12 protein-coding genes are annotated in these 13,751 nt (G+C 50.3%); 3 read left to right on the plus strand and 9 right to left on the minus strand.

The genetic code is table 11. From position 1 onward, the window contains the following. Nucleotides 1-236 precede the first annotated feature (236 nt). The 6 genes from upp to EKM70_RS05415 all read right to left on the minus strand — a co-directional run bounded on the left by upp (nucleotide 237) and on the right by EKM70_RS05415 (nucleotide 5,861). Entirely contained in the window at nucleotides 237-866 is a 630-nt protein-coding gene (gene upp / locus EKM70_RS05390; protein WP_125545962.1) for a uracil phosphoribosyltransferase, read from the minus strand. Nucleotides 867-957: 91 nt separating this feature from the next. Next, the gene (glyA, locus tag EKM70_RS05395; RefSeq protein WP_125545964.1) at nucleotides 958-2,199 is read right to left on the minus strand and encodes a serine hydroxymethyltransferase; all 1,242 of its coding nucleotides are present in this window, start codon (nucleotides 2,197-2,199) and stop codon (nucleotides 958-960) included. A gap of 78 nt (nucleotides 2,200-2,277) precedes the next feature. Then, entirely contained in the window at nucleotides 2,278-3,306 is a 1,029-nt protein-coding gene (locus EKM70_RS05400) for an L-threonylcarbamoyladenylate synthase (RefSeq protein WP_125545966.1), read from the minus strand. A 28-nt stretch (nucleotides 3,307-3,334) separates the two neighbouring features. Continuing rightward, nucleotides 3,335-4,177 carry a peptide chain release factor N(5)-glutamine methyltransferase gene (prmC, locus tag EKM70_RS05405; RefSeq protein ID WP_125545968.1) on the minus strand — a complete coding sequence of 281 codons (843 nt, stop codon included), beginning with the start codon at nucleotides 4,175-4,177 and terminating at the stop codon, nucleotides 3,335-3,337. Next, nucleotides 4,170-5,255 (minus strand): peptide chain release factor 1, encoded by a 1,086-nt coding sequence (gene prfA / locus EKM70_RS05410; protein WP_125545970.1) that lies wholly within the window; start codon nucleotides 5,253-5,255, stop codon nucleotides 4,170-4,172. Before prfA ends, prmC begins: the two co-directional genes overlap by 8 nt. 21 nt (nucleotides 5,256-5,276) lie before the next feature. Beyond that, nucleotides 5,277-5,861: a thymidine kinase gene (locus EKM70_RS05415; protein ID WP_125545972.1), complete on the minus strand. Its 585-nt coding sequence runs from the start codon at nucleotides 5,859-5,861 to the stop codon at nucleotides 5,277-5,279. Between the two features lie 205 nt (nucleotides 5,862-6,066). Here EKM70_RS05415 and EKM70_RS05420 point away from each other — a divergent pair, with 205 nt between their 5' ends. Beyond that, nucleotides 6,067-7,416 carry a Mur ligase family protein gene (locus tag EKM70_RS05420; protein WP_125545974.1) on the plus strand — a complete coding sequence of 450 codons (1,350 nt, stop codon included), beginning with the start codon at nucleotides 6,067-6,069 and terminating at the stop codon, nucleotides 7,414-7,416. Further along, on the plus strand, nucleotides 7,413-8,117 hold the full coding sequence (locus EKM70_RS05425; RefSeq protein WP_125545976.1) for a type 1 glutamine amidotransferase: 705 nt from the start codon (nucleotides 7,413-7,415) through the stop codon (nucleotides 8,115-8,117). Before EKM70_RS05420 ends, EKM70_RS05425 begins: the two co-directional genes overlap by 4 nt. A 59-nt stretch (nucleotides 8,118-8,176) precedes the next feature. Here EKM70_RS05425 and EKM70_RS05430 read toward each other — a convergent pair whose 3' ends face one another. From EKM70_RS05430 to EKM70_RS05440, 3 genes are all read right to left on the minus strand, one after another. Beyond that, entirely contained in the window at nucleotides 8,177-9,196 is a 1,020-nt protein-coding gene (locus EKM70_RS05430) for a serine hydrolase domain-containing protein (protein ID WP_125545978.1), read from the minus strand. Nucleotides 9,197-9,491: 295 nt separating this feature from the next. Continuing rightward, complete coding sequence (locus EKM70_RS05435) at nucleotides 9,492-11,333, minus strand: ABC transporter ATP-binding protein (RefSeq protein WP_125545980.1); 1,842 nt, start codon at nucleotides 11,331-11,333, stop codon at nucleotides 9,492-9,494. Continuing rightward, nucleotides 11,326-13,059: an ABC transporter ATP-binding protein gene (locus tag EKM70_RS05440; protein ID WP_125545982.1), complete on the minus strand. Its 1,734-nt coding sequence runs from the start codon at nucleotides 13,057-13,059 to the stop codon at nucleotides 11,326-11,328. Before EKM70_RS05440 ends, EKM70_RS05435 begins: the two co-directional genes overlap by 8 nt. A 172-nt stretch (nucleotides 13,060-13,231) precedes the next feature. Between EKM70_RS05440 and EKM70_RS05445 the strand changes: the two genes are divergently transcribed. Continuing rightward, on the plus strand, nucleotides 13,232-13,561 hold the full coding sequence (locus EKM70_RS05445; RefSeq protein ID WP_125545984.1) for a hypothetical protein: 330 nt from the start codon (nucleotides 13,232-13,234) through the stop codon (nucleotides 13,559-13,561). Nucleotides 13,562-13,751 lie beyond the last annotated feature (190 nt).

Genomic DNA, 13,751 nt, shown 5'->3' on the forward strand with positions numbered 1-13,751 from the left:
AAGCGTGCTCAAACACAATAAAAATGATACCACCAAAATAGGTAAAAGACAAAGCCTATTTCCCTTTTTTCACGAAGAAAATCATTTCCTTTCATAGCTTTGCAAAAAGCGCTGTGAAAACAATGAGAACGCTTCCAGTCAGAGCCCATTAGACCGCCGATTTGGTCGCTTACTCATCATATTTTCATAAAAAGAACAAGCCTGACCGGGGACTCGGTCAGACTTGAAAATTAAGTTTACTTTGTCCCAAACAAACGGTCTCCCGCATCGCCTAATCCCGGAACAATGTAGCCATCTTCATTTAAATGATCATCCAAAGCAGCCGTGTAAATGTCAACGTCTGGATGGGCTTCTTGTAAGGCTTTAACGCCTTCTGGTGCTGATACTAAGCACACAAATTTCATATTGCTAGCCCCCCGCTTCTTCAAGGCATCGATTGCCATGATAGCAGAACCACCGGTAGCCAACATTGGGTCGACAACAAAAATCTGTCGTTGGTCAATGTCAGACGGCAACTTAACAAAGTATTCGTGGGGTTGTAAGGTCTTTTCGTCACGGTACATCCCAATATGACCCACCTTAGCGGCTGGAATCAGTTCTAGGATGCCATCGACCATTCCGATACCGGCACGCAGGATCGGCACAATGGCAACTTTCTTACCAGATAACTCCTTTGCCGTCATCTGACCCATTGGCGTCTCAATCTGCTTGTCTTGCAGTGGCATATCGCGTGAAACATCGTATGCCATCAGCGTCGAAATTTCGTTAACAACCTCGCGAAAACTACGAGTGCCGCAGTTTTTGTTCCGAATAATTGTTAACTTGTGTTGAATCAACGGGTGGTCAAGTACTTGAAACTTCCCCATGAATAAACGCTCCTTTGTGATTTCTTACAATTGTACCATTATCTAAGCCATTGCAACGGACTAATTTAAAATGAAAACGTTTTTTCGCTAATTAATCTAACGCACTCAGTGGATGAGCCGCGGTCAACGTTGCAACCTGTTCACGAACTTGGGCCAGAACTGCCTGGTCATCAGGATTCAAAACGGCCTTCACGATCAGTCGTGCCACCTCACGGCAGTCGTCTGGATTGAAGCCCCGCGTCGTGATAGCTGGCGTTCCTAACCGGATACCCGAGGTCTTGAATGGACTCAAGGTTTCATTAGGAATGGCTTCCTTGTTCGTTGTGATCATCACACTATCCAATAGTTCTTGTGCCTGTTTTCCATTGAGGTCGGTCGCGGAAAGATCCAAGGTCATCAGGTGATTGTCAGTTCCGCCAGAAACGACCCGGACCGTTGGCAGTTTGTTAAATTCATCGGCCATGGCGTGAGCATTATCGATGATGGCTTGGGCATAGTCCGTAAACTCTGGCTGAAGATCCTCAAAGAAGGCGGCAGCCTTCCCCGCAATCACGTGCTCCAGAGGACCCCCTTGGGTGCCTGGGAAGACGGCGGAGTTAATTCGCTTAGCATTCTCTGCCTGAGACAGGATGAGACCACCTCGTGGCCCACGAAGAGTCTTGTGTGTCGTTGTGGTGACCACGTCAGCAATTCCCACTGGCGATGGGTGCAGTCCCGCCGCCACTAAACCAGCAATGTGGGCCATATCTACCATCAGGTAGGCGCCAACCTCATCGGCAATATCTCTAAAGGCTTGGAAATCAATTGTGCGTGAATAAGCCGAAGCCCCGGCCACAATCAATTGTGGCTTCACTTTCAAGGCGAGGTCACGAATCATGTCGTAGTCAAGAAGTTCGGTCTCTGGATTCAAGCCATAGCTGTAAGCTTGGTAGAGCTTCCCGGAGAAGTTGACCTTGGCGCCGTGAGTCAAATGGCCCCCAGCATCCAGACACATCCCCAGGATGGTGTCCCCAGGCTTCAAAAAGGCCGCATAGACCGCCTGATTGGCTTGAGAACCGGAATGGGGTTGCACATTAGCGTACTCGGCGTTAAAGAGCTTCTTAGCCCGGTCAATTGCCAACTGTTCCACGACGTCAATGTACTGGGTTCCCCCGTAGTACCGTTTGCCTGGATAACCTTCGGCATACTTGTTGGTGAGAACGGAGCCTTGAGCCGTACGAACGGCCTGACTGACAATGTTTTCAGAGGCAATCAATTCAATCGTATCCTCTTGACGCTGTTCCTCATGCGCAATGGCGCCCCATAAAGCTGGATCCTGTTCTTTAAAATTCAATGGCGGTCCCTCCTGAACTGTAGTTGGTTTCATTTTACCAAACTTTCAGCTCTGGCGGGACCGCCTTGCTCATCAAACTTATAATAATTGATCTTTTGTGAAGTGAACCTGGCCCGCAGACTTATTGATCCGGTTCATATAAGCGGCTCCCAAACCTTCATCTGAGAAGCCTTGGGCTAAGATCCCCTTGACGGGTGACTCCAGGTCAAAATGCCGCAATCCGGCAAATAGCCGGTGGCTGGCACTTGGTAAGTCGCGACCCAGTGAGAAGAATTCGGCATTTTGGGGTAACGTTAAGCCACTCAAGGTGTGGTCGAGCGCCATGACCCCAATCGCGGCGTCCTGCTCGCCGGCCCACTTAAGAGCCGCCGCCCAGTCCGTCACGTGGTCGACAATGTAGACCTGAGCGTTGGGGGCATAATGCTTGTACTTCATCCCCGGCGCCTTAGGCACTTCGGTCGCACCAACCTTATGATGGGTGGAACGCACAGGACCAATCACCGCCTCGAGTTCTTCCTCAGTTACGGCTCCCGGACGCAAGATGGTCGGGACGTCGGTCGACATGTCCAAGACTGTCGATTCGACCCCCACTCTGGTTGGACCATCATCCAAGATACCTGCAATTTTACCATTCAAATCATGATAAACGTGCTTGGCTAAGGTTGGACTAGGCTTGCCCGAGGTGTTGGCAGATGGCCCGACTAACGGCACGCCAGCCGCTTTAATAAGGTCCAGCGTCACCTGATTATCCGGATTCCGAAAGGCCGCGGTGTTCAATCCCCCGGTCACAGCTGGTGATAACACCCCTGGTTGTAACTTGAAGATCAACGTCAGTGAACCCGGCCAAAAAGCCTTGATGAGGGCCTTAGCCTTATCTGATAAGGGTTCGGCATACTGTTCTACGGTCGCTTGACCCGTCACGTGGACAATCAATGGATTATCACTGGGACGTCCCTTGGCCAAATAGACTTGTTTCACAGCGGCTTCATTCGTGGCATCCGCGCCTAGACCATACACGGTCTCGGTAGGAAAGGCCACGAGTTGGCCTGCCTTGATGGCAGCGGCCGCTTCGCTAATTTGATTGGGTTTAAAAATCTTAGTTTCCATTCCGTCTCTTCTCTCCCATTCCCTAAAGTTAGAGCTGTACCCGAACCATTCGGTCTTGTCCGTTGATGTCTTGGCGAATCGTCACGGTTGCCGCGGGTAGTGCCGTCTCAAAGATAGCTCGTACCGCGGCTCCCTGGCGATAGCCAATCTCCGCAAAGAACTGACCGTTCGGCGTTAAATATTGAGCTAATGTCGCGGCAAATCGTTGGTAAAATGCCAGACCGTGGTCCGCCGCAAATAAGGCTTGGTCGGGCTCGAATCGTTTCACGCTGTCATCCATCACGGCCGTCTCAGACCGATCGATGTACGGTGGATTAGACACGATCACGTCAAACCGTTGGCCAGCCACTGGGGCCAATAGATCCCCCACTTCAAATTGAATGTCGGCATGTTGCGTCGTGGCATTCTCACGAGCCACCGCCACGGCCGCTGCCGAAATATCCGTAGCCGTCACCGTCCACTCGGGTCGCTCAGCCTTAAGCGTCACGGCAATGGCGCCGCTCCCAGTACCCACGTCTAAAACGTGTAAGTCGGAAGCGACAACATCGTCTAAGATCCAGGCCACCAACTCCTCCGTCTCTTGGCGGGGGATCAGGGTGGCTGACGTGACCCGAAAATCTCGTCCATAGAACGGGGCCTGTCCCAAAACATATTGGGCCGGTTCACCGGCCGCGATCCGGGCAATCTGTTTCTGATACGTCTCCCACTCGACACTCGGCATTAGCTCACGATAATGCTGGACCAACTGGGTGAATGACCACTGATGGCTCTCCAGTAACAGGTATTGTGCTGCAACCGAATCGGCCGACGTCACCTGTAACTGGTCCTCACCCCACCGCAATGCCGTCAGGTAAGTGTGGGCATTAGTCATTGTTCTTTAAGTTTTCCAATTTTGCTGCTTGGTCGGATAGGATCAGGGCGTCAATGATATCATCGAGTTCCCCGTTCATGATGCGGTCAAGCTTATTCAAGGTCAATCCAATCCGGTGATCGGTCACCCGGTTTTGTGGGTAGTTGTAGGTTCTGATCCGTTCGGACCGATCACCCGTCCCCACCGCGGACTTCCGTTCGGCATCGTAGGCGCTACGTTCCTGTTGCTTGTAGTAATCGTAGACCCGGGCCCGCAAAATCTGCATGGCCTTAGCCCGGTTTTGTTGTTGTGACCGTTCGTCTTGCATGGCCACGACGATCCCAGTTGGCAAGTGGGTCATTCGCACGGCCGAAGAGGTCTTGTTAATATGTTGACCCCCGGCACCGGAAGACCGGTAAACGTCGGTCCGAATATCCTTAGGATCGATGTCGATATCGACGTCTTCTTCCTCAGGCATGACCCCCACCGTCGCCGTACTGGTATGCACCCGACCGGCTGATTCAGTCGCGGGTACCCGCTGAACTCGGTGAGCACCGTTTTCAAACTTTAGCTTCGAATAAACCTTATCCCCAGTAATCATGAGGACAATTTCCTTGAATCCACCAACTTCGGTGGCATTCTCATCGACAACTTCAATCTTCCAACCTTGGCGTTCGGCGTACTTGGAGTACATGCTGAAGAGATCGGCCGCAAATAAACTGGCTTCATCCCCACCGGCTGCTCCGTGGATTTCCATGATGATGTTCTTATCATCGTTGGGATCCTTAGGCAGGAGCAACAGCTTGATATCTTCTTCCAACTGTTCCTTTTGCGCTTCCAGGTCCTTTAATTCGTCCTTAACCATGGTGGCCATGTCGTCGTCTAACTTTTCATACAACATGTCCTCGTCGTCCTTGATCTGCTGGGTGACATCTTCGAATTGATGATACTTGTCCACCGTTTCTCGTAACTCGCCTTCTTCTTTCGAAAGCTTCATGAAACGCTGGGTATCCGCAATGACAGCGGGGTCACTAATTAATTCATTTAGCTCGTCGTAGCGGTCAGCCACAGCTTGCAATTTGTCAAACATCTCGTCCATTCTCTACTTAACCTCGTTTCGTTATTTACCGATCTGATCTAAAGGTGGATTGAAATAATGCCGCCGACAAACGGGATAGTACGCTTCATTGCCCCCGATTTGGACCTGTTCGCCCTCGTAAACCGGTTGATTGTCGTGGAACCGCAGATTCATAATGGCCTTCTTGGCACAGAACCAACAGATGGTCTTCATTTCTTCAATTTTATCTGCATACAGTAACAGGTACTTGGATCCTTCAAACAGTTCGTTTCTAAAGTCATTCTTTAAGCCAAACGTCATGACGGGAATCTTTAACTCATCAACTACACGCGCCAGTTGCAACACGTGATCCTTGGTGAGAAACTGCGCCTCATCAATCAACACGCAGTTGGCATGTTCGTCGATTCGCTTAACCTCATCATATAAGTTCGTTTCCGAAAAAATTGGATGGGCTTCTCGCTTCAGCCCAATTCGACTGGCAATGTAACCAACCTGGTCTCTGGTGTCCAGGCCACTGGTCATGATGATGACCCGCTTGTGTTGCTCCTCGTAGTTATGTGCGACCTTTAGAATCTCGATCGTTTTCCCACTGTTCATTGCACCGTACCGAAAAAATAGCTGTGCCACGTTACTCCCACCTTTTTGACAGTTTCTATCTATTATAGCTGATTACACCTGAAAATTCGACCTTAGACGGCGCAAAATTTCCTTGCGATTTAACAAAGTTCAGGCCCGCTGCTCCCCTATTTACGGAAAAAATGCTAAAATGAATGTTTGAATATTAATGAAACGGCAATTTTAAAAAATTAGCGCGATTAAGGAGCGACAATTCATGTCATTGAGAAGCGGCTTTGCTACCTTTGCGGGGAGATCCTCTTATTGGTTTCTCCACACCTTCCTTCACGGGGGCAGTTCTCTCCCAGGAAAAATTACCCTAAAGCTCGACCCCAACATTCTGAAGTCACTGGGGGCCAACTACGACGTCATCGTCATCACCGGGACCAACGGAAAGACGTTGACCACGGCCCTCACCGTCTCCGTGTTGGGTCAGAAGTACCCCTCAATTCTGACGAACCCTACCGGTTCCAACATGGAACAAGGGATTGTCACGACCTTTCTGAATGCCAAGCGTCCCAAGACTGGCCGGCCTATCGCCGTCTTAGAAGTCGACGAGGCTAACGTGATCAAGGTCACCAAGTACATTCAACCGAAGGCTTTTGTCTTCACGAACATTTTCCGTGACCAGATGGACCGCTATGGCGAGATCTACACGACCTATCAGAAAATCTTAGATGGTGTGGCACTCGCACCCAACGCCACCATCATCGCCAACGGGGATTCACCGATCTTTAACTCTAAGGAACTCCCTAACCCCATTCAATACTATGGCTTTGACGACCAACCAGACGGTGACTTCAAGGCCAAGCCCAACACGGACGGGGTTCTCTGTCCCGTTTGTGAACACATCCTACACTATCATTCCTTAACCTACAGCAATCAAGGGAAGTATTTCTGTCCCAACTGTGGCTTTCACCGGCCAGAATTGACTTATCGCTTGACCAAGTTGGGCGAACAGACACCAACATCATCAACCTTTGACTTAGACGGCCATTCCTACACGATAGGGGTCGGCGGCACGTATAACATCTACAACGCCCTGGCAGCCTATGCCGTGGGTCGTTTCCTTGAGGTTTCACCCGATCAGATCTCTCAAGCCTTTACCGCTAACGAACGAGTCTTTGGTCGGCAAGAAGTCATCGATGTCGATGGCAAACAGGTCACAATTATCCTGGTCAAGAATCCTGTGGGATTAGACCAAGTCCTCCACATGATTGGCACAGATACCCATCAATTTTCACTGGTGGGCCTGCTCAACGCCAACTATGCCGATGGGATTGATACGAGTTGGATTTGGGATGGTGACTTTGAACAACTGGCCGATCTGGATATTCCCACCGTCATTACCGGTGGTGAACGCTACAAGGACATCACCTTCCGCCTCAAGGTAGCTGGAATTCCGGACAGCCGCCACATCGTGGAACCCGACCTGGAAAAGGTTGTGGAACAGATCAAGCAGGTCCCAACCGAACGGGTCTATGTTCTGGCCACCTACACGGCCATGTTACAGATGCGTAAGATTTTAGCTGCCAAGGGCTACATCAAGGAGGGATTGGGCGTATGACCTACGAATTAAACGTGGCTCACCTGTACGGTGACCTCATGAACACCTACGGCGACGTCGGGAATATTCTGGCGTTAAACTACTATGCCAAACAAATGGACGTCCATTTAAACGTTAAGGTAGTCAGCCTGGAAGAAGACTTCCATGCCGATGACTACGACCTCGCCTTCTTCGGAGGTGGCCAAGACTTCGAGCAGACCATCGTTTCCCAAGATATCCAAACCAAAAAAGCTGAACTGACTAAGTTCATCGAATCTGGCGGTCCCTTGTTGGCCATCTGCGGGGGCTTTCAACTCCTCGGCCACTACTACATTGGGGCTGATGGTGAAAAGTTGCCTGGGATCGGCGCCCTCGACCACTATACGTTGGCCCAGGACCACAACCGGTTCATTGGCAACATCGTCATCAAGAATCAAGAGACCGGTGAAACCTACCACGGTTTTGAAAACCATCAGGGTCGGACGTTCCTCGGAACCGACGAACGCCCCTTGGGTAATGTGGTCTCCGGCAAGGGCAATAACGGCGAGGATGGTACTGAAGGGGCGATCTACAAGAATGTTTACTGCTCCTACTTCCACGGCCCGATCTTGACCCGGAACGGTGATATCGCCAAACACCTCTTGGTTGCTGCTCTGAAACGAAAGTTCCCCACGGCTGACTTCAGCCAACAGGAAGCCTTACCGATTCCCGCAACCTTCTAAGTTTTAATTCAAATGCCGCCTCGAGAATATTTCTCGAAGCGGCATTTTTATGATCATTTTTATGAACGCGTCTTCTCAGCTAAGTAGGTGCCGATCACCGCGTTTCGCTGATCGAGATAGGGTTCATTCGGGGCCACGGGATGAACCCGGTTGGAAAGAAAGACCATCGCCTGATCGGCCACGGGATCCAAAACCAGATAGGTCCCCGTGAACCCGGAATGCCACAGCACCCGATGTGGCTGGGGCCAGGCGGCTGCGGTCAGCGCCCAGCCAAGGGATCGGCCAGCATGACCGGTGGGTGTCCAGTCCCGGAGTAAGTCATGAACCAGTGTCGGCGGCAATACCCCGGCCGCCGTCTCGGGATGCAGGTAGGCTTGGCAAAAGAGCACCAGGTCATCAACGGTGCTGAACAGACCAGCCGAACCACAGTGACGGCCTAACACCCAACCCTTGGGATCGTGAACAATGCCCCTGACTAGTCCCCGCCCGGGTTCAACCGCTGTCGGAATACACTGTCGCGGATCACTAGGCGTAAACGTACTGTGCCGCATTCCCAAGGGTTCCAACACCCGTTGGGTAATGGCCGCTTGGATGGGCATCCCTAGAATCTGTTCGATGATCCACCCCATAAAAATGTAATTCACATCGGCGTAAACCATCTTTTGATTAAATGTTGGTCCCACATGGAGCCCCAACAATCCCGTCTTCAAGGCATCAGCCGGTAGTTTGTTCCGGTTAGGAATGTACCCCGTAATTCCGGAGGTATGCGTCAACAAGTGACGCACCGTGACCCGCGAATCTCCCCATTCTGGTAGCCACCGGGTAATCGAATCTTCTAAACTAAGCCGACCCTGTGCCAGGAGTTGTAAGGTTACCGACAGGGTTCCCACGACTTTCGTCAGGGAGGCCACGTCGTATTGCATCCCTGGCCGTAATTCTTCAAGCTGAGGAACCAGTGCAGCCACCCCCATCTGACCGGTCTCGACCCGATCGCCGTCGATCAGGGCATAACTAACCCCCGGCACCACGTGTTCCGTGACGAGCCGTTGAAGGGCCGCCTTCGTTTGTGGATAACCCATCTTGCCACCTCCTGTTTCTTTCTCCCATTCTACCCATCTGCCGTCACCGAATGCAACGGTGTCTCCGATTGAAGGGTAGAACTTTACCAAATGCTTACCAAAAGGAGCGTGTGCCATAAGGTGGTTAGTCAATGGGTATTAACGTCGATCGACGTAGAATCCCGGTCTTGGATGGTTGGTCTATCGGCGTTAAGCGGAGTTGACTGCCTTTTGTCGCACGTTTCGACTGTAGACGCTCGCAGTCCAAAAAGGGAGTGAGACTTTTGTCTCACTCCCTTCATTTCAATTGACTAAATTAGGCTAGGTTGTTCCCAGTAAATTGACTGTTATACAAGTCGGCGTAGAATCCATTGGCAGCCAACAGACTGTCATGGTTACCCGTTTCAACGATGTGCCCATGATTCATGACCACAATGTTCTCGGCATTCTGAATCGTCGAGAGTCGGTGGGCCACCACGAAGCTGGTCCGGCCGGCTAACAACCGTTCCATGGCGTGTTGAATCAACATTTCAGTCCGCGTATCCACGGAACTCGTCGCTTCGTCCAGAATTAAAACATCTGGGTTCGCTACGAACGCCCGGGCAATGGTCAACAATTGACGTTGCCCTTGTGAGATGTTCGTTGCAGACTCATTCAAGATGGTGTCATACCCTTCCGGTAATTGGCGGATAAAGGTATCGGCGTGAGCAGCCTTGGCAGCGGCGTAAACGTCGTCTTCCGTGGCATTCTCACGACCATACTTGATGTTGTCGAAGATCGACCCGGTAAAGAGCCAGGTATCTTGGAGCACCATGGCAAAGTTCCGGCGAAGGTCCGATCGTTTGGCCGTCTGCGTATTCTGGCCCCGGTACTTGATTTGACCGGAGTTAACGTCGTAGAAACGTTCCAACAGGTTGATAATCGTGGTCTTTCCGGCCCCAGTAGGTCCGACAATGGCCACCATCTCACCCGGCTTGACCTTCAGATTGAAGTCCGCAATCAACGGATTCTCTTCGTTGTATTGGAAGGCAACGTCATCAAATTCGATCACACTGTCGCCAGCCGCGGTAGCCGTTGGCAAAGGTGTCGTTTCCGGTTCGGTCATCTCATCCTCATCCAGCACGGCGAAAACCCGTTCTGCGGAAGCAATTGTCGCTTGAATCGTATTGGTCAAGTTGGCCATCTGCGTGATCGGTTGTGAGAATTGGTTAGTATATTGCAGGAAGGCCTGCACGTTCCCCAAACTTACTTGACCATGCGCCACCTGAATCCCACCGATAACGGCGACAGCCAGGTAATCCAAGTTCTTTACAAAGTTCATCAATGGGAAGATCAGACTGGAGACAAATTGCGCCTTCCAGGCCGATTGATAATACTTCTTGTTATGTTCTTCAAATTGTTCCTGTGTGGCTTGTTCCCGGTTGAACGTCTTAACCACGGTATGGCCAGCATACGTTTCTTCAACCGTATTGTTTAACAGCCCCAGGTTCTTTTGTTGACCCGCGAAGAAGCGTTGTGACTTAGGGGCCACAATCATCACAACCACCAGACTCAGTGGCACGGAAAGTAAGGCCACTAAGGTTAGCCAACCACTAATTGTGAGCATCATGTATAAGACCCCAAAGAAGGTCAGAACACTCGTCACCAATTGTGACAGGGTTTGTTGTAAAGTTCCCCCGATGTTATCCATATCGTTGGCCATCCGGGACATCAAGTCCCCATTACTATGGGTGTCGTAATAACTGATTGGTAACCGTTGCATCTTGTGTTTCAGGTCACTCCGCAGTTGATAGACCACCTTTTGGGCGATCCAGTTCATGATAATCGACTGAATTACGTTAAAGATTGCCGCAACCCCGTACATAATTCCAACGACCAGTAAGATTTGACCAATCTTACCAAAGTCAACGGGGAAACCATGAATTGGTAGCCCCGCTTTCAGTTCAGCTTGGCCCTTCAGGACGCCCTTAAATAACTCAGTCGTCGCTTTCCCTAAGATCTTAGGGGTCTTAATCTGCAAAATAACCGCAACTGCGGCAAAGGCTAGGACAATGAAGATCCCAAGCAACCAGTGCTTCATATAGCGGAATAAGCGGAACGTCGTCTTCCAAAAACTTTGTGGCCGTTGTTTCATGGCCGATCCACGTCCATTACGCATCGACAACATCCCCCTTCCGCAATTGAGATTCGAGAATTTCTTGGTAAGTCTTGTTGGTTGCTTTCAGTTCATCGTGCGTGCCTTGACCCACGATTTGACCTTCATCGACCACTAAAATTAGGTCGGCATCAGCAACCGTTGAGACCCGTTGCGCCACGATGACGGTCACCCCGTCTTGAACCTGTTGATCCTTGCGTAATTCCTGTCGTAACAGGGAATCCGTCTTAAAGTCCAACGCGGAGAAGGAGTCATCAAAGATATAGACACTGGCGCGCTTCAGGATCGTCCGGGCAATGACGAGTCGTTGCCGTTGACCACCAGAGAAGTTCGCCCCATCCTGTTCGACAACGGCCTCGAGGCCGCCCTCTTCCTTGACGAAGTCGCTAGCTTGGGCAACGTCCAGGGCATGCCAAATTTGGTCATCCGTAGCATCAGCCATCCCGTAGGTCATGTTCTCTCGAATATCTCCGGAGAAGAGCACCGCCTTCTGTTGGGTAATTGAAACCACGTCATGGAGATCGTGTTGGCTAATTGCCGTTAGCGCGGTCCCGTTGACCCGAATCTGACCACTCTCCGGATCAAACAGCCGCGGAATCAGGTTAACCAGTGAGGACTTACCTGACCCGGTTCCCCCAATAATGGCGACCGTTTGGCCCGCTGTGGCACTGAAGTTCACGTCCTTTAGGGCGAGTTCCTCGGCCCCAGTATAGCGGAAGTTCACGTGGTCAAACTCCAGGCTCGACTTGCTGTCCTTCAAGCTAACGGGTTGATCGGCATCGTTAATCTTAGACTTCAGATCCATGACTTCGTTAATCCGTGCAGCTGAGGCTTGGGCCCGCGGCACGAAGACGAAGATCATCGAAACCATCATGAAACTAATCAGAATCTGCGTTGCGTACGTCATAAACGCCACTAAGTTCCCCACCGCCATCGTTTGGTTGGCAATCAATTGTCCCCCAAACCAGACGATTCCGATATTAGTTCCACTAATAATAAGTGTGATCACGGGGAACATCAGGGAAACAATCATGAAGACCTTAATCCCAGTCTTCGTGTAGTCCTGGTTAGCCTCTTCAAACCGATCTTGTTCAAATTGATCTTGGTTAAAGGCACGAATAACACGAACCCCCGTTAACCCTTCTCTAAAGGTTAAGTTAATGCGATCAATCTTCTTTTGTAAGCTCTTGAATAATGGCACGGCAAAATACATGATCGCACCGGTAAACACTGCCAATACAGGCAATGCCACCAGGAAAACCATGGTGAGTTGAGGACTCTTGACGTAAGCCAGAACCCCAGCACCAATCAACATAATGGGCGCCATTAACATCATCCGGAGCATTTGCACCATGACGTTTTGAATCTGAACCACGTCATTGGTGGTCCGGGTAATCAGAGAGGCATTCCCCACCGTTTCAAACTCTTCGGTTGAGGAGAACGTCACTTTCTTAAAGATCGACGATCTGATGCGTTGCCCCATCTTCTGCGACTGAGTTGCCGCAAAGTAAACGTTCCCCGCGGAACCCAGTACACCGATGAAGCTTAACAGTAACATTCGTCCACCGGTTGACCAGATATAACCGATATCATTTTGAGCAATCCCCTTATCGATAATATCAGAGGTCAGCGTGGGTAATGACAGATCACAGATAACTTGAACCACCATAAATGCCACTGCCAGGAATACCGCCCACCAGTCCAAATGTTTTCGGGCAAGTCGTATCATTGAATCTTGGCCTTCTTTCTTTAATTGACAATCGAGTAACTCTATAAACTACATATGCGATAATTATACTCGCCTGAAATCCGTTTGCAATACAGGATTTCGAAACAAACTAGACACTGGTAAAGCCCCAAATATTTGTTACAATGAAGACACCGAAGGGAGTAATCGAACCGTGGCGAGTAATTCAGATTCAATCTATAATGTCTTAACCTATATTCATCGGCACCCACAAAAGGTGACCTTCATTCCACAGGTCAATAGCAACGTTGTCGCCATTGGTGTCCCCGATTCCGTAACGGTATCGGACCCCGAAATCTACTTCCCCGCTAACCACCTCTTGGTTAGCCGGATGGATGACGACTTCCTGGCAAAGAACGGCGATCTCCTGGCCGACTTCTTTGAGCGCACTACTAGCTCCAAATTAGATTACCAAGAGGTCTGGATTACCACCGGCTACATCACTGCGGAAAAGACCTACCTCGTGGAACTCTCATTTGAATAGTAACCCGAAAAAAAGCCTCGGCAGTGCCGAAGCTTTTTGATTATCTGGCAAATTCTATAATTAATCCGAACAGAAATTAAAAAGCCCAAAGCAATCACTTACAATGGTAGTAGCTAATTCCAACCAATATAGGGAGTGATTACTTTGGGTACATCTACTTTATCACGTTTTCAACGTGGCGCACTAGCAC

This window comes from Levilactobacillus lindianensis (genome assembly GCF_003946095.1).
GTDB lineage: Bacteria > Bacillota > Bacilli > Lactobacillales > Lactobacillaceae > Levilactobacillus > Levilactobacillus lindianensis.